The sequence below is a fragment of the Bacteroides sp. D22 genome, assembly GCF_000163675.1.
GTDB lineage: Bacteria > Bacteroidota > Bacteroidia > Bacteroidales > Bacteroidaceae > Bacteroides > Bacteroides xylanisolvens.
This window is the reverse complement of the sequence record NZ_GG774799.1, coordinates 237,544-254,643: the sequence shown is the minus strand read 5'-3', so window position 1 is coordinate 254,643 and position 17,100 is coordinate 237,544. Positions and strand designations below refer to the sequence as shown.

Sequence of the window (17,100 nt, the reverse complement as noted above, 5' to 3'; positions counted from 1 at the left end):
CATCATTACCCTCCAAAGAAATGCAAAACAGTTCCCAATATTCAACCGGAAACTATTAACAAAAGTATAAAGCGTAAGACAAACACTCAATAAATGTTATAAAACATCTCTTTTTATTTGGATTATTTGCAGATTTAGCAGAAGTCCGTATCTTTGCAATGTGTTTTTCATAGTATTAGATTTAAGGTTAACAAAGGTTGGAGCAAGGCGTTGCTCCTTTTTTTATATCCCTACCTCTCATATCATACGAATCATGCAAAAAGAAAAAGAGGTATATTCCCACGGAATGAGATATACCTCTATACTTACTTTCCATCAAACAATTACATTAGTCTGTCTTTCAAAACCTGCGGAAGTTCGGGCATTGCACCGCTTTGCGTGCAGACATAAGCAGAAACTTCAACAGCAAGTTTGTGAGCTTCGGGAACCGGTTTTCCATTCAAAATGGAAGCACAGAAAGCAGCCGTAAAGGAATCACCTGCCCCCACCGTATCGGCAACCGGAACCCTCGGTGTCTCCTGGAAAGAGACAACACCCGGGGTAAACACATAACTACCATTAATTCCGCAAGTCAGAATCAGCATCTTCAGGTTGTATTTTGCCAACAGGATCCAACATTTATCCTGTAAGTCGATGCCGGGATAGCCAAACATACGGCTGATGGTCACCAGTTCTTCGTCGTTTATCTTCAGAATGTTGCAACGGCGGAAAGATTCGCGCAATACCTCTTTGGTGTAGAAGTCCTGGCGGAGATTAATATCAAAGATTTTCAGTTGTCCGTCTATATCGGGCATCGTATCCAGAAAACGGTTGATAGTGGCACGGCTCACTTCATTACGTTGAGCCAGGGAACCGAAGCAAACGGCACGCGTACTCAATGCCAAACGTTTCAGTTCATCCGTAAAAGGTATGTTATCCCATGCCACACCTTCTTTGATTTCGTAACAAGGTACACCCTCGTTATCCAATGTCACTTGTACCGTACCGGTAGGATAATCCACTTGTTCAATCTGCGTTTTCAGTTTCTTCTCGTTGAATACGTTCAGAATCTCGTCTCCCAACTCATCTTTGCCAACGGCACTCACCACGCGACTGTCAAAACCAAACTGTGATACATGATAGGCAAAGTTTGCCGGAGCACCACCTATTTTCTTTCCTTCGGGCAACACATCCCAAAGTGCCTCACCCATTCCTACGATTATATTATTCATGATCTACGGATTTTATTGTTTCCAAAGTTATAAAATTATTTTTTAATACGGAACGTATAGAACAAGAGATAAAGCACGCCCACTGTCATTACGGCTACTGCCCCACTCTGTCCCATGGCATCGGATGCTACTCCCATAGCCAACGGAAATACCGTGCCGCCGAACAGTCCCATAATCATCAGACCGGAAACTTCATTTTTCTTACCCGGCAGGTAAAGCAATGCCTGCGAGAAGACTACGGAGAACACATTGGAGTTACCGAAACCAATCAGACCGATGCATACATAAATCATTGTCTTGTCATGGAATATAAACAAACCTGCCATCGCTATCAGCATCATCACAACGCTAATGCCGAAGAAAGACTTCGGTGACATCTTACGTAAAATGAAAGAACCGAGGAAGCAGCCTGCCGTACGGAAGATGAAATAAAGGCTTGTTGCAAAAGCCGCATCATCAAGGCCCATGCCGAGACGTTCCATCAAAATCTTGGGGGCAGTGGTGTTTGTACCCACATCAATTCCAACGTGACACATGATACCGATGAAAGAAAGCAGGATAAACGGTTTGCCAAGCAAAGCGAGACATTGTCCGAAAGTAGACGGTTTGCCTTCTTCTTTTTCTTCTTTAATCTGTGTGACATTGAGCAACAGGATAGCAATGACGGCTACAATCATGTAAATCGGGAACAGGATGCGCCAGCCCAAATCGAAAGTCGGGATGGCTTGTGTCGCTCCCCACATGGCAATATAAGGAGCAAGGAAAGAGGCAATGGCTTTCACAAACTGCCCGAAAGTCAGGCTGCTTGCCAAACGGTCGCCACGTACGATGTTAGAAAGCAACGGATTCAGGGAAGTCTGCATCAACGCGTTTCCGATGCCCAGAAGGGAGAAAGAAATCAGCATCAGCATATAACTGTCTCCGAAAACCGGCAATAACAAAGAAGCAAAAGTCACAAGCAAACTAAGCAATACGGTTTTCTTCTGACCGATGCGGCTCATCAACATGCCTGTGGGTACGGAGAAAATCAGAAACCAGAAGAATACCAGTGAAGGGAAGATATTCGCCTGCGAGTCCGACAGACCGAGGTCTGCCTTTACATAATTGGAGGTAATGCCTACCAGGTCAACGAATCCCATGGCAAAGAAGCAAAGCATCACCGGGATTAGTTTGGAAAGGGAAGAGTTTTTACTATTATCCATTGTTTTATCTTTTATATGATGAATTCTGTTTCCATAGGGCGGGGAGCACACAACCTTACGGTAATGTACACGTCAGTCCTTTATATTGTTGGTGTATCTCCCGTTTCTTGTTATGCTAAAGCTACGATATTGTTACCTTCCCACGGCCGTGGTGACTTCTCTTCACGGCTGTGGGAAGAAGCTACCACGGCCGTGGTAGGATCTCGTCACGACCGTGAAGAACTACCAATAGCTTAAGTTTAGAGCAACTATATCCCCACTTTATGGGTACTCTCTCATTGGGAAAGAGGAACTCTGCCCTAAGGAAACAGGGAAAGAACGCATGGAGCGGAATAGAACGGGCTTATGGTTTCAACTTGTAAACTACAAATGAGTCTACCTTATAAGCTCCTCCTTTACTGTAAAAGTCGATATGATTGTAAGGCTCCGAAGGGAATACCTGATTGGTCATCGCAAAGCGTCCACCGTCTCCAAAGGCCTCAACGCTGGATTTATCAACAAACAGGCGAAGTTTTAATGCATCTTTTCCGCTTTCAATAGCTGTCCAGGTCAACATCGGGAAATTCTCATTGAAGCTGACCTTTCCGCTCTTGCGACGATCCATCGAGAATTTCTTTTCTTTCATGTCATACTGCATATCCACTTCTTCGCCTTTGTCATTGTAGAGACGGAAGCCGATTACGTCTGCATGTTGATTTTCAATCGTCAGTTCTATTTCGTATGCACCGTCATTGCCGGGAATCATTTCTTTGATTGTGCGTGTTCCGTTCACTTTGAACGAGCGTTTCTTGGAAGCATCGCGCAAAGCCAGCAGTTCGGGAGAGGGAGCTGATTGGAGGTAAGTCTCACCATCTACGGTAAACAGGCTCAAGTCACGGGGAACGGAGTTCGGGCTACGGTATTGGGAGGTAGGAACATCGTTTGCGTATTGCCAGTTGCTCATCCATGCGATAGCGATGCGGCGGTTGTCGGGAGCATCACTCCAAGTCACAGTGGCATAATGGTCTTTTCCCCAGTCCATCCATTTGGTTTTGGAGGGTGATTCGTTCACAAACTCTTTTCCGTTGAAGGAGCCTACAAAATATTGAGTAGCCGAGTCACCGAAAGGACCGTCGCCGAGGCTGCAAAGCAGTACCCATTTCTTTTCATTTGTTCCTTCTACCGGGAGTTCGAACAAGTCGGGACATTCCCAAACGTTTCCGTGTGCGCCGTGTCCTTTGCCGAAGCTACTTTCAAATGTCCAGTCTTTCAAGTTGGGGGAAGAGAAGAATTGCATTTCCTGCCCTACTGCTAATACCATGATCCAGCGTTTGCTACCTTCGTACCAGAATACTTTCGGGTCGCGGAAGTCACGTGCTGCAGATACTAATACTGGATTGTTTTCGTATTTGGTAAAGGTACGTCCGTTGTCGGTGCTGTAAGCAATACTTTGCACCTGACGGTCGCCGTTTTGTGTATAGATGGCGACGATGGCGCCTGCACCAAAGCCGGCGGTATTATGATGATCTATCACGGCGGAGCCACTGAAGATAGTGCCAAATGCATCCGGGGCGATTGCTACGGGGCGATGTTCCCAGTTTACGAGGTCTTTGCTGATGGCATGTCCCCAGTTCATATTTCCCCATTTGGAGCCGTAAGGGTTATATTGGTAGAAAAGGTGGTATTCGCCGTCTTTGTATACCATTCCGTTCGGGTCGTTCATCCATCCGTAGAGGGGAGAAAAGTGATAGGTGGGACGGAACTTTTCACGATTGCTTGTGTCGAACGTGTCGGACAATTTCATTTCCTTGCAGCAAGCAGTGTTGTCCGGCGAAAGGTTGACACGCACCGGGTCGTTGGAGTTCATTTTAAATTTGAAAGAGATTAGTTTGCCGGAATAGTCGGAAAGATCTACCGGAACAAAGTAATCGACTTTATGGATGGCCAGACGGACATCGAAGTTCTTTACCTCTTTATTATTAACAATCATGCTGATACGCACATCGGGCGATGCATCTTCTACGGGCAACAACAGATACTTCTGGTTAGTGTTGACACGTACGAGGCAATGTCCTTCTCCTAAATCTTTAATTAATAGAGGAGAGTTGTCCGCACGGGCGGATAGAGAGATATTCATCACAATCATACAAAATAAAACCGCGAAGGTTTGAATTTGTTTGGAAGAGAGTCTTAAATTCATGCTTTATGGTATTAAGGTTGTTACAGTGCAAAGATAGGCGCTCCGGGATGAAACGCCTATCACTTTTGTTTCAAACACTGTAAAAGATGTTACTTTTCTATTAATAGGTGCTCACTTGAACATCTGATACAGTGATTTCGCCTTTATAACAGCAGAGTGACCACGGATTCTTCTGCATTTGATAGATGCGGTTCGTGAAAGATAACTGGTCATTGATGTAGGTCACACAAACCGACTGGTCACTGTAAATCGTCACACGGTATTCATTATCCGACGGGATATTGAATTTGTTATCAAACAAGTATTTGGCATTGTCACCGTCTTTCTCGAAATTGGCTTTACCCTCGTCAGCGTTGACGTGGATGCTATACCATGATTTGGAGTCCGTTCCACGAACGAAAGAGATTCCAAAACGATCTGCATTCGAGGATGCTTTTACGGTAAAGGAAATCTTGTTGTGCACTTTCAACCGGTTGAAGATGACGGAAGCTCCTTCGGCCAACGTATAGGTTTTACCGCTTTCTGTTACGTTTCCGTCTTTAGCCATCACTTTTACTTCTTGTGCAGAAGTGTATTTACGGTCGATTGCATCGGGAACTCCGAGAGTCAATGTACCGTCTTCGTGCTGAATGAGGCGTTGTGCCACCAAGTTGCCAGCCCATTCGGGTTCTACATCCCCTACGTTTCCATTATCATTGCCGGCACGGGTAGGACACCAGCCCCAGATGTAACGGTTGGTTCCATCGGAAGCAGTCTTGCCTGCATAGAATGCACGGCTGTCCAGCATACCTTCCCGATTGTCCGGCCATATTCCGGCATCATTGGCGGTGGTTGCTTTCAGTTCTTCAAGTGTTCTGCCTTTGAAGTATTGTACCTTGCGCATGAAGGAAGCTTGTTCCGAATAGACCAGATACCACCAGTCTCCCATCTTGAATACGTCCGGACATTCATAGAAACGGTCCCACATCATGGTCATAAATGTGCCGGCAGACGCCCACTCTTTCAGGTTAGTAGAGGTGAATTCGGCAATGTGTCCTTTTCCGCTTTTACGGGTGGCAATCAGCATGTGATAAACGCCGTCTTCGGTCTGGAACAGGAACGGATCGCGAAAGTCATTCTTGTCATAGCCGTACGTATCTCCTTTCAGATAGAAAGTGCGATTCTTGGTCCATGTTTTAAAGTCGGGAGAGGTAGCTACCATGACTACCTGTGCATTCTGGTCGGAAGAAGGTTTGAATTTATTGCCGGTGTAGAAGGTGTAGTAGAGTTTATCAACCGGATTATAGATGGTACCTCCTGTACCGATGGCAGCATCCTGTTCGTCACGACCTCCACACGGAATCAGTTCGCCGAGAGATTCATAAGTAGCACCATCTTTGGTGGCCACCCCGAAAATGGGGTGGTAAGTAGCTTCGGGGTTCGGACGGTAGTCTTGCAGGTATATCACTTTAAAGTCTTTGGCAACCGGATCATAGAATGGCATCGGGTCACCGACAAAGCCTACCTGCGGTTTATAGTACATCGAGAAGCCATGCTCGTCGGCCGATTGGAAGTAAGTGGCTGTACCGTCCCAGTCCCTTTGAGTCAATACGGGATCCATCTCATCACTGCAAGCGCTCATTGAGGCCAACAGCGTGGTGATTGCTATATGTAAGATCATATTTTTCATAATTATTGCTTATTCTTTTATTTACATAAGTAGTTGATTGCATTCAAAGTCATTTGCTCTACGTTGTAGTGGTAGTAGTCGGCAGAAGCGTCTACGCCTTTACCGTACCAGTCGTAACAACCGGAGCCGATACAGATCGTGCGTCCGCTGTTGGCGCGCGGCTCGAATTCGGCAATGACTACTGCACCGTCACCTCCACGTGCCAGGTCAATTCCTCCAGTCAGGTTACGCCATTCGTTCAAGTCGGCATAACCTCCCCAGTCTGTTCCGATATGCCATTGCGCTGTACTATTGGTTATCGCATAGCCGGCATCACAAGTATATACTGTCGATTTGTCGCCATCTTTCCATCTTAAATCCTGGAACAACGGATGCGATTCGCTACCGGTAATCGGAAAGCTCCACGGAGAAGACGTAATTTCGGGTGAGTCTTCGTTTCCTCCCCAACTGTTGTTGGGTACACGCTCGTCTTTTGCAATGCTAAGGTCCTTAATATAGAAAGTTGCATAGCGGGTCAGCAACAGGTTGCCACCGTTTTGATAGTAGACTTTAAATTTCTCTACGGCAGCTTTCGCATCATCCGGCAAAGGAGGATTATCGCCATTGTCTGCATGGAAATGCCACCAGATTGCAGTATATTTACCTAAATCTACTTTTCCGTCTACTACATCTTTGAATGAGACGTATTCGGACATGGATATATTATCCATCATCCACTGGGCAGCGGCTTTTTCTTCAGGACTTGTCAGTTGACTCACAGAAGAAGCTGTGCCAATAAAGGCAGTCGGAATTACATTTCCTTGAGTAACTGTTACTACATAAGAAGTCACTGCCGAACGGTAAGTTGCTGTATAAGTGACAGGGTTGGTAAAGTCCTGAATGCTGCCGGATGCCGGAGTCACAGTGACTCCATCCGATCCAGTGAATGTACCTTTCAACTGGGTAATATCCACTGTCAGCGGAACAACTACAGAGATTGTTTTTGATAGCTGGTCTACTTTTCCGACATAAGTATCATTCAACTTAAAGGTCAGTATCTTTGCTTCGTCTCTCTTCACGGTAATCGTATAGTTCATCTGTACGTCGCCATTCTTCACGGTCAAAGATACGGGAAGAGAAAAGTCGATTGTTTCACCGACAGCGATGCTCGCCGTAGCACCTTCGGAAAGATTGATTTCACTGACGGCCATCCGGGTAACGTCATAGTCGTAAGGTACTCCCACTACGATTGTCTTATTCTGATAATCGATCGTCCCTGCGTATTCATCCAGTTTGATAGAGTTCACCCATACATCTCCGTCCAGACGAAGATTGGATTTGAAGTCATCGCTACATCCCGCAACTGTCAGACATGCTACAGTCACCAACAGGATGGTATAGAGTTGTTTTATGATTGATTTCATTTTATTCTTTGTTTTAAAATTGATGATTACCAACCGAAATTCTGTGTATAATTTCCGTTACTGGCACTGATCTGTTCGAATGGGATTGGAAGGTATTCGTTCTTATTTTCCGTGAAACCTGCATTCTTGTAAATAGAACAACGGGCTGCTTCGGTCACATAATAAGCATTGATAACGTCTTTGGCTTCTCCCCATCTTACGAGGTCAAAGAAACGTGAGCTTTCCATACCGAACTCTATACGGCGTTCCCATTTCAGCATTTTCATGGCTTCGTCCTGTGTATATGCTTTCAGTTCATAAGGAGTTACTTTAAAGTTTACTCCGTACTCTTCTTTGTAATTGAAGATCAGCATTGTACTTCCGGCTGCACGGCTGCGTACATCGTTGATGAGTGAAATGGCGTCGGCAATACGTCCGTCGTTCAACTGTATCAGGGCTTCGGCACGCATCAGCAATACGTCTGCATAACGAATAACGATATGATTCAGGGAACTTGCCCAATAAGAACCTTTCTTCAGGCAGTCACAGTCCGGGTCTACATTCTCTTTGAGCGAAACATAATATCCGTAAAGTCCCTTACTACGGCTCCAGTCATCATTCTTCTGAATCAGGTAGCCTTCGTTGTATTTATAAGGGAAGCCCGGCATACCTACCGTGTGGAATAAACGGGGGTCTACATTGTCCGTCGTAACCTCGTAGTTCTCATTATCGTAGGTATTGAACAACGGTTTTCCTTGCGAGTCGGTTTTGAAAGCGTTCACCAGATTTTGGCTCGGTTTGTGGAAGTCACAGCAACCTAGTATCTGCGGAGTTGTCAGTCCCATTCCCCAGTTCAGGTTACCGTTGTATGTTCCGTCGTTGATAGAATATTGAATCGCCCATACAGACTCCGCGCCATTTTCATATTGAGGCAGGAAGTTCATGCTATAATCATTTTCCAATCCGTAACCGGCTTTGGCCATGATGAGAGGATCGGTATATTTCACTACCTGCTTCAGGTCCTCTTCGTCGATACCGGTAAGGTTGTTATTCACTCCATCCTGACGGTAAGCCTTATACAAGTAAGTCTTTGCCAGGTAAGCGGCAGCGGCAGCTTGTGTGGGACGTCCTTTTTCTATCTGCACTTCCGGCAGATTGTCGTAGGCAAACTGGAAGTCGTCTGCTATCTTTTGCCATTGTTCGTTATTGGTATAGGTGGTATTCGAAAGCTCGTTGTAAGCATCCGGGTCCATGTTTTCATCGTCTACTATAACGATCTTCTTAAACAGTTCCTTCAACATGAAGTGGGCGTGTCCGCGCAGGAATCTCATTTCAGCAATGCGCTGGTCCTTCAGCGGATAAGTCTTTTCATCCATCAGGTCGAGTGACTGCAAGGCTGTGTTGGCACGGGTGATGCATTGATACAGTCTTTTCCATATATCGTTGATATTCCAGTCGGTGGTGTTGATACCTTTAGAAATTTCCAGTGCGTTGAACACACCGCCGTCTTCCGTACCGGAACCGCCTTTATAACAATCGTCGGAACGTACGTCATAATTCCAAAGCGAGAAGGAAGAGTTGATGTCGTCACCTGTTGCCCAAATGGCGTAGGCTGAAATCACGAGGTTGTCCACGTATTCGGGAGAAGCGATCTGATCGCCGGTCACAATACCCTGCGGAACCTGACGATCCAGAAAATCGTTGCAACTGCTTGTCAGCAAGGTAAATCCGATGGTTGCTATGTATAGTATCTTTTTCATGATAGTTCGTTTTATAAATGAAGTGAATTAAAATCCGATGTTAAGTCCGAAGGTGATATTCACAGGGATCGGATAAGAGAAGTTCGGGTTTTCCGGGTCTTCTCCCGTAAAGTCTTTACTCTTGATCGTCAGCAGATTTTGCGCGCTGCAATAGAAACGTAAACGTTCCATTCTCAACTTCTTGGAGATTACTGCCGGAACTGTATAGCCTAATTGGATATTACGCAGTTTCAGGAAGGAACCGTTTTCAACAAAGTAAGTGGAGACACGCTGTTCATTGTTTGTATCGCTGCGGGTCAATGCCGGAATAGTAGAGTTCGGATTAGTAGGCGACCAGGCATTGAGCAGGCGGGTTCCTTTGTTCAGGAAGCCGACGTTGGATGCACTCCAGAAGTCACTTTTCTTCTTCACGTCACTGATGATATCTACTCCCTGAACGCCTTGCCAGAACATAGTCAGGTCGAAGTTCTTATATTCCAGGTAGATATTCAATCCGTAGCTGAAAGCAGGAGTCGGATCGTAAATCCATTCCTGGTCTTTTTCATCAATCACACCGTTATGGTCGATGTCGCGGTAGCGGATACGGCCAACGGCTGCACCTTCCTGCGTAGCGTGATTATCCACTTCTTCTTGTGATTTGAAGATACCATCGGCAATGTAGCCCACTTGTGAGTTGTATGTATGACCGACTACACTTTTTACTCCATTGCCACCAAACTTTCCATTGGCAGCCACTGTCTCCGGCAGTTCAAGAATTTCATTCCGGTAAGTGGAGATGTTTCCGTTCAGGTCGTAAGTCAGTCCGAAGGCAGTCTTGTTGCGGTAGCCCAAATTGAATTCAAAACCCTGGTTTTTCATTGCGCCCGAATTAATCCAACGGTTGCCACCTTCTCCCAATACTCCCACTCCTGCCATTTCAGTCAGGATATCGGTGGTTTTCTTGTAATAGTATTCCAATGAACCATACAGGGATTGTTTGAATAGGCTGAAGTCGATACCGACGTTCGTCTGTGTGGTTGTCTCCCATTTGATATTGTCATTACCAATCTGGTTACGTTTGAATCCGGAAGGCAGAGTACCACCTCCGTTAGAACCTGTAATATCGTATGCCGTACCGTAGCTTTGACCGCCAAATGAATCTGTTGTTCCATAATTAGGAGCGTAGATAGTGTAACGGGCAAGGTTGGAGATTTCCTGATTACCGGTCTGTCCCCATGAAGCACGCAGTTTCAGATCGTCCAACCAAGTCAGTTCCTTCATAAAGCTCTCCTGTGTGATGCGCCATCCCAAAGAAACGGAAGGGAAAGTGGCATAACGATGGTTTTTACCGAAGCGGGAAGAACCGTCACGACGGAGCGTCAATGAAAGCAGATATTTGTCAGCATAAGAATAGTTCATTTTACCGAAGAAAGAGACAAGCGAGTAACCTTCGCCGGCACCGTAAGCCTGTGCTGTGCCGCTACCTGCATCGGGCCACATATAGTCGGAAGTAAGGATAGAGAAATCTTCTTTGTAGCCGGAGAAATGACTGTCGTCTTCCCGGTTCAGCTCCATACCTGCCATAACGTCTCCACGATGCTTGCCTATTTCCAACTGGTAAGTGGCAATGGCATTCCACATCCATTTGGTCCAGTGTTCCTGTTTGGCTTCCACTGCACTCTTGCCGTTATTGGTCTGTGTTCCTTCCTGATAAGGATAGGTGAAGTAACGGGCTTGCTTGTTTGCGTAGTCCAGACCAAAAGTAGAACGAACATTGAATCCTTTGAAGAGGCTTAGATTCACATAAGCATCACCGAACATACGCCAGTAAGTGTATCGGTTGTCTTTGTTGTATTCGAGTACGGCGCGAGGATTACGACGGTCCGGCCATCCGCCTACCGGTCCTCCCCATGAACCATCCGAAGCATAAACGGGGATAGCGGAAGGAATGTCCAAAGCAGTTTCAATAATTCCGCCGGGAGCTTGTACTTCCGAAGTCCGGTTTAAGGTGAAATGCTGACCGATAGTCAATATATCATCAATTAATTTATAATCGCTGTTCATGCGGGCGGAGAAACGGTCGAAGTCCGTATCTTTAATTACACCCAGGTTTTTGTAATATCCCAGAGAAAAGAAGGAAGAACCTTTCTCCGAACCGTTGCTGACAGAGAGATTGTATTGCTGGATAACACCAGTACGGGTAATCTCATCAAACCAGTCGGTATCTGCCACAGGCATTGTATTCTTTGAGTCCAGGTATTTGGAAAGGCTCATACCATATAGTACCGGATTTCCGTTGGCATCGTAACCCCAATTGTAGTTATATCCCAAGGCATTGCCGTTCGGGTTCTCACCATCGTTTACATAGGCTTGCCACATGGCACGTCCGTACTGTTCCGTATTCAACACGTCCATCTTACTTTGATACATGGAAGCTGAAACCGAAGCATCAAAGTTGATTTTAATCTGGCCTTTCTTTCCTTGTTTGGTAGTAATGACGATAACGCCATTTGCAGCACGCGAACCGTAGATGGATGCTGAAGCAGCATCTTTCAGTACTTGAATGGATTCAATGTCGTTTCCGTTCAATTCGTGCATACCGGCTTTGGTAGGAACTCCATCGATAATATAAAGAGGATCGTTGTTGTTCAGCGTACCGATACCGCGAATACGTACGGTAGCCGATCCGCTCGGATTTCCATCCGCTGTAATGTTCATACCGGGCACGCGGCCTTGAAGTGCTTTCACCGGGTTGTTCTCCCCTTGCTTCTGGATTTCGTCTACTTTCACTACGGAAACAGCACCGGTCAGGTCGGCTTTACGTTGAGTGGTATAACCTGTTACAACCACTTCATCTACCATTTGAGTGTCTTCTTCCAATAATACATTAACGATAGCAGCCGATTTTACGGTCACCGGTTTATAACCAATATACGTAATCTTTAAAGTAGAGTTAGCCGGAACCGAAAGGGTGAAATTACCATCTAAATCAGTAATTGTTCCATTAGCAGTAGCTGTAGCTTCAACAACAGAGGCGCCGATGACCGGCTGTCCGTCCGTTTTAGAAGTAACGTTTCCTTTCACCGTAATGCTTTGCCCCCAAAGGACTGACATGAAAGTAAACAGGAAACAAACGCTGCAAAGAAGTTTTTTGTTCTTCATAATACGATGCATTAGTTTGATGTTATTAAATTAAAAGTACGAATTTTATCTATATCGATAATGCAAATTACGGTTGATTTATATCAAACGACTGAAAAAAATGTTTCAAAGGCTATAACATTTGTTGCATAGAACGCTATTTTATAGGGTTTTATACATTATTATTCGAGATAGAAGATTTATAGAATATCTATTCTCCAGTAAGTATGGAAAATATTACCTTTGCAGATGATAAGAACTTAAAAAATGGAGTTAACTACTGGTTGTAGTCAACTGAAAAAATCAACGATATGAAAACAATCTCCAACAAACAACTCACGATTCAAGTATCTCCTCACGGAGCTGAACTCTGCAGCATCGTCGCCAATGGAAAAGAATATCTGTGGCAAGCCGATCCTGCTTTTTGGAAGCGACACTCTCCTGTCCTATTCCCGATTGTAGGGAGCGTATGGGAAAATGAGTATCGGAATGAAGGGATTCCTTATACGCTTACTCAACATGGTTTTGCCCGTGACATGGAATTTACTCTTATTTCTGAAAAAGAGGATGAAGTACGTTACCGCCTTGTCAGCAATGAAGAAACTTTGCATAAATACCCTTTTTCATTCTGTCTGGAAATAGGCTATCGCATCCAGGGAAAGAAAATTGAGGTTATGTGGGAAGTAAAGAATAGCGGTGAAAAGGATATGTATTTTCAGATTGGGGCACATCCAGCTTTCTATTGGCCGGAGTTCGATGCAAGCAATTCTGAAAGAGGGTTCTTCGGATTTGACAAGGAAAACGGTTTGAAATATATTCTCATTTCAGAAAAGGGATGCGCTGATCCTTCCACAGAATATTCTTTAGAGTTGACAGACGGATTATTACCACTGGACACGCATACTTTTGATAAAGATGCTTTGATACTGGAAAATGAACAGGTCCGTAAAGTTACCTTATATAATAAAGAGAAACAGGCTTATCTTAGTTTACATTTTAACGCTCCGGTAGTCGGTCTTTGGTCTCCACCTGCAAAGAATGCTCCTTTCGTCTGCATCGAACCTTGGTACGGACGTTGCGACCGCGCACATTATACTGGTGAATATAAAGATAAGGACTGGATGCAGCACTTACAACCGGAAGAGATATTCCAAGGAGGATATACAATTGAAATTGATGAATAATTGATGAATAAAAAGTAGCTGCCGGATTTCACATCTGACAGCTACTAAATACCTAATTCTAATCTACAAAACCTAACTTATAAATCTAACCTATGAATCCTTAAAAAGCAATCAATACTTGTTGCTTTTACTGAATCTATGCAAACATCTATTGTGTAACTTCTATTTCTATTATAAACCCAACCGATACGCATTGAATGAATCTACTTGAAATGAACCTCCTTTGCTATAAAAACACATACGGTTGTATGGTTCCGATGGAAAGATAAGATTAGTCATTGCTACCTTTCCTCCATTCAGGAATATTTCTACAGAACATTTATCAACAAAGACATCCAACGTATATTTATTCTCTTTCTTTATCGGTGCCCAGGTAGCTAATGCGAAATCATCTATATAATTGATGGAAGTCGTCTTTCTGCGGTCGTGAACCTCTATTTCATGAGGTACACTCTTCTTTCCGAAATCCACGATACCACTTTTCGTCCGGTCCATAACCAATCTCTTTTCCGGAAGATTGAAGTAGATATCCACCTTTTCCCCTTTATCATTAAAGAGGCTGAATCCCATTATCTCCGCTTCTCCGGCGGTAATTTCCAATGCCAGTTCATAAGCACCATCATTATCAGCCAATAAAGAATCAATATGATAATCATTGGCAACCGTAAATGCCGGAATCTCTTTCTTTTCTTTTCGCAGAGTCTTTATCTCCAGTACCGGAGCTGCTGAAAGATAAATTTCACCGTCTTGTGTATAAAGGCTTAACTCACGCGGCAAAGCGTTAGCACTACGAAATTGCTTTGTCGGGACAATATTACAATATTGCCAGTTACTCATCCAAGGAACAGCAATCGTCCGTTCTCCAGTGTTTGAGAAACAAACGGTAGCATAGTGATCTTTGCCCCAATCCAACCATTTCGTGACATTCGACTGACTATCACAACTGAATTTCTTTCCATCAAAGTCTCCTGTAAAGTATTGAGTGGCACTTCCTCCAAAATAACATCCTGGATTGACGTTCACTATCAATGCCCATTTCTTACGGTTCAGATCTCCATCTACCGGAAGTTCCACCATGTCCGGACATTCAAATTGACAAGGTTGCACTCCGTATCCTTCTCCGAAGCTGCTCATATAGTTCCAGTCCTTCAGATTCTTAGAGTCATAGAAACGCATTTCTTTATCGGCGGAGACAATCATCACCCATTTATCTTCCGGTTCATACCGGAACACTTTCGGGTCACGGAAATCTCTCAAACCATCCGCAGGGCACAAGATGGGGTTCTTCTCGTATTTAGTAAATGTCCGTCCATTATCCTTGCTAAAAGCAAGACATTGGATCTGCCCGTTTTTGTCACTGGCAGAAGTATAAAAAACCAGGATGCTCCCTACTCCATACCCCGCTACATTCTCCTGATCGACAATAGAGCTGCCGGAAAAGATATGTCCCAATGTATCACGGGCAATAGCTGGGGCCAAATGTTCCCAATGTACAAGGTCCTTACTGACAGAATGTCCCCAATGCATATTTCCCCATTTAGAACCGTAAGGGTTATATTGAAAATACAAATGATATTCTCCATCTTTATACACCAATCCGTTGGCATCATTCATCCAGCCATAGAGAGGAGTATGATGGTAAACAGGGCGGAACTTTTCCGTATTGGCTGTATCAAAAGTATCAGATAGCTTGATTTCTTTCCAGCAAAGTGCATCCTTTGATTTATTACGAACACGGACGGTGGCAGCCTTCGCTCCGGCAGGCAAAGCAAAGGGAACAAAATAATCCACTTGAGTCTGTGCCAGACGAATATCCATATCGGTATCCGCAGCCTCTCCGGTATCAAGCAGAACCTGACTTTCCGCAGCTTCCTCTTCTATAGGAAGCAATATATAATTAGTCGGATTGGTGATATGGATGACAGTCAGGCTATCGCTTTTCTGTTCCAAGGTCAACTTGCTTTTTGTTGTGTGGCAATAAGTCAGTCCGTAAGAGACTGCTAACGCAAGTATTGCACCTTTACATAGTTTCATCCAAGGGTTTGTTTTCATGGCAACAAAGTATTCCTAGTTTATACAAGCTTTTAATCTAAAATAGACGAAGGCAAAGATAGGGGGTATCTTCGCCTTCGTCTATAAACTTTGTTTCAAAGGGTATCAAATTTGATACAAATCCTAAGAATTTTCTTTTTATCATCCAAAAATAAAGACCTGCAACCTCTTTGTTTTCCTGAATTTATTTTTCTACTTTTGAAGCAAATCTTTATTCTTCTACTTATGCCAGCAAATAGAAATGCCTTAATCCGTTATAAAACAATTGATAACTGTCTGCGTAATCCTTATCGACGCTGGACGTTGGAAGATTTGGTAGATGCTTGCTCGGATGCTCTTTACGAATACGAAGGCATTGATAAAGGCATAAGCAAACGTACGGTACAAATGGATATACAGATGATGCGTAGCGAGAAGCTGGGTTATAACGCTCCGATTGTGGTGTACGAAAATAAATACTATAAATACGAAGATCCGGAATACAGCATTACACAAACTCCGCTGAACGAACAAGACCTGAAAACGATGTCGGAAGCCGTGGAGGTGTTGCGGCAGTTTAAAGGTTTCTCCTATTTTACGGAAATGAGCGATATTATCAACCGTCTGGAAGACCATGTCGCTTCTGCCCGGATGAAAACCACTCCTGTCATTGACTTTGAAAAAAATGAATCATTGAAAGGACTGGATTATCTGGATACGATCTATCACGCGATTGTAAACGAGCATCCGATACAGCTCAAATATCGTTCATTCAAGGCACGTTCGGCCAACAACTTTATTTTTTATCCTTATCTATTAAAAGAGTATCGTAACCGGTGGTTCGTTTATGGTGTCAGAGGAAACGGACGGATCTTGCAAAATTTAGCTTTGGACAGAATACAATCATTGGAAGTTCTGCCACAACAACATTACATAAAAAATACGTTCTTCGATCCGAACACGTTCTTCGATGATCTGGTAGGAGTCACTAAAAACTCCGGAAGTGTAGCGGAGAAAGTCGGTTTCAAGGTAGCGGCTGCCGAAGCACCTTACATCATAACCAAGCCTATACACCGCAGCCAGCAAGTGGTGGAAAGGCAGGGCGAACGCTCAATAACTTGTACATGTTAATTTAGCTTTTATTATTCCCTAAATAGATAGTTTTTTTCCTGTATTTTTCAATATCTTCTGTTCCTATTCTCTGTGTGAATATAATTCATTACATTTGCATATCTACTATATTAATCCCTACCGCAATATGACCATTCAAGCCTTTTCAGCTATAATTCCTGATGTAAGAGATGATAAGAATAAAATATATCAGTCTAACGAAATAGTGTTCATCGCCCTAGTCTCTGTTAT

The 17,100-nt window shown here is 44.1% G+C and carries 10 protein-coding genes and 1 pseudogene; 3 read left to right on the top strand and 8 right to left on the bottom strand.

Features of this window, described 5'->3' with window-relative positions:
• Window positions 1-323: 323 nt before the first annotated feature.
• Together HMPREF0106_RS18330 and HMPREF0106_RS18335 are read right to left on the bottom strand one after the other, a co-directional pair.
• The gene (locus HMPREF0106_RS18330) at window positions 324-1,211 is read right to left on the bottom strand and encodes a carbohydrate kinase family protein (protein WP_008025948.1); all 888 of its coding nucleotides are present in this window, start codon (window positions 1,209-1,211) and stop codon (window positions 324-326) included.
• Window positions 1,212-1,246: 35 nt separating this feature from the next.
• Entirely contained in the window at window positions 1,247-2,413 is a 1,167-nt protein-coding gene (locus HMPREF0106_RS18335) for an MFS transporter (protein ID WP_009039315.1), read from the bottom strand.
• Between the two features lie 15 nt (window positions 2,414-2,428).
• Between HMPREF0106_RS18335 and HMPREF0106_RS18340 the strand changes: the two genes are divergently transcribed.
• Window positions 2,429-2,650, top strand: coding sequence for a hypothetical protein (locus HMPREF0106_RS18340; protein WP_009039314.1), 222 nt, complete (start codon window positions 2,429-2,431; stop codon window positions 2,648-2,650).
• Window positions 2,651-2,756: 106 nt separating this feature from the next.
• Here the strand turns inward: HMPREF0106_RS18340 and HMPREF0106_RS18345 are convergent, their stop codons facing one another.
• The 5 genes from HMPREF0106_RS18345 to HMPREF0106_RS18365 form a co-directional block, all read right to left on the bottom strand.
• The gene (locus HMPREF0106_RS18345) at window positions 2,757-4,592 is read right to left on the bottom strand and encodes a DUF4980 domain-containing protein (protein ID WP_008644814.1); all 1,836 of its coding nucleotides are present in this window, start codon (window positions 4,590-4,592) and stop codon (window positions 2,757-2,759) included.
• A 100-nt stretch (window positions 4,593-4,692) separates the two neighbouring features.
• Entirely contained in the window at window positions 4,693-6,261 is a 1,569-nt protein-coding gene (locus HMPREF0106_RS18350) for a glycoside hydrolase family 32 protein (protein ID WP_009039313.1), read from the bottom strand.
• A 17-nt stretch (window positions 6,262-6,278) separates the two neighbouring features.
• Window positions 6,279-7,664 (bottom strand): DUF4960 domain-containing protein, encoded by a 1,386-nt coding sequence (locus HMPREF0106_RS18355; RefSeq protein ID WP_004321576.1) that lies wholly within the window; start codon window positions 7,662-7,664, stop codon window positions 6,279-6,281.
• Window positions 7,665-7,690: 26 nt separating this feature from the next.
• Complete coding sequence (locus HMPREF0106_RS18360; protein ID WP_008644811.1) at window positions 7,691-9,403, bottom strand: RagB/SusD family nutrient uptake outer membrane protein; 1,713 nt, start codon at window positions 9,401-9,403, stop codon at window positions 7,691-7,693.
• A gap of 27 nt (window positions 9,404-9,430) precedes the next feature.
• Window positions 9,431-12,544 carry a SusC/RagA family TonB-linked outer membrane protein gene (locus tag HMPREF0106_RS18365; protein WP_032851112.1) on the bottom strand — a complete coding sequence of 1,038 codons (3,114 nt, stop codon included), beginning with the start codon at window positions 12,542-12,544 and terminating at the stop codon, window positions 9,431-9,433.
• A 290-nt stretch (window positions 12,545-12,834) separates the two neighbouring features.
• Here HMPREF0106_RS18365 and HMPREF0106_RS18370 point away from each other — a divergent pair, with 290 nt between their 5' ends.
• Entirely contained in the window at window positions 12,835-13,707 is an 873-nt protein-coding gene (locus HMPREF0106_RS18370) for an aldose 1-epimerase family protein (protein ID WP_009039311.1), read from the top strand.
• Between the two features lie 171 nt (window positions 13,708-13,878).
• On the opposite strand, the gene HMPREF0106_RS18375 is transcribed toward HMPREF0106_RS18370, so the two are convergent.
• The gene (locus HMPREF0106_RS18375) at window positions 13,879-15,759 is read right to left on the bottom strand and encodes a DUF4980 domain-containing protein (protein ID WP_009039310.1); all 1,881 of its coding nucleotides are present in this window, start codon (window positions 15,757-15,759) and stop codon (window positions 13,879-13,881) included.
• 225 nt (window positions 15,760-15,984) lie between these two features.
• Here HMPREF0106_RS18375 and HMPREF0106_RS18380 point away from each other — a divergent pair.
• Window positions 15,985-16,854: pseudogene (locus HMPREF0106_RS18380) on the top strand (helix-turn-helix transcriptional regulator); the annotation flags it as partial.
• Between the last annotated feature and the right edge of the window lie 246 nt (window positions 16,855-17,100).

Bases quoted from the DNA above. Each gene is read 5' to 3' on its own strand.
- HMPREF0106_RS18330 (WP_008025948.1), bottom strand. From the start codon at position 1,211: ATGAATAATATAATCGTAGGAATGGGTGAGGCACTTTGGGATGTGTTG.
- HMPREF0106_RS18335 (WP_009039315.1), bottom strand. From the start codon at position 2,413: ATGGATAATAGTAAAAACTCTTCCCTTTCCAAACTAATCCCGGTGATG.
- HMPREF0106_RS18340 (WP_009039314.1), top strand. From the start codon at position 2,429: ATGATGAATTCTGTTTCCATAGGGCGGGGAGCACACAACCTTACGGTA.
- HMPREF0106_RS18345 (WP_008644814.1), bottom strand. From the start codon at position 4,592: ATGAATTTAAGACTCTCTTCCAAACAAATTCAAACCTTCGCGGTTTTA.
- HMPREF0106_RS18350 (WP_009039313.1), bottom strand. From the start codon at position 6,261: ATGAAAAATATGATCTTACATATAGCAATCACCACGCTGTTGGCCTCA.
- HMPREF0106_RS18355 (WP_004321576.1), bottom strand. From the start codon at position 7,664: ATGAAATCAATCATAAAACAACTCTATACCATCCTGTTGGTGACTGTA.
- HMPREF0106_RS18360 (WP_008644811.1), bottom strand. From the start codon at position 9,403: ATGAAAAAGATACTATACATAGCAACCATCGGATTTACCTTGCTGACA.
- HMPREF0106_RS18365 (WP_032851112.1), bottom strand. From the start codon at position 12,544: ATGAAGAACAAAAAACTTCTTTGCAGCGTTTGTTTCCTGTTTACTTTC.
- HMPREF0106_RS18370 (WP_009039311.1), top strand. From the start codon at position 12,835: ATGAAAACAATCTCCAACAAACAACTCACGATTCAAGTATCTCCTCAC.
- HMPREF0106_RS18375 (WP_009039310.1), bottom strand. From the start codon at position 15,759: ATGAAAACAAACCCTTGGATGAAACTATGTAAAGGTGCAATACTTGCG.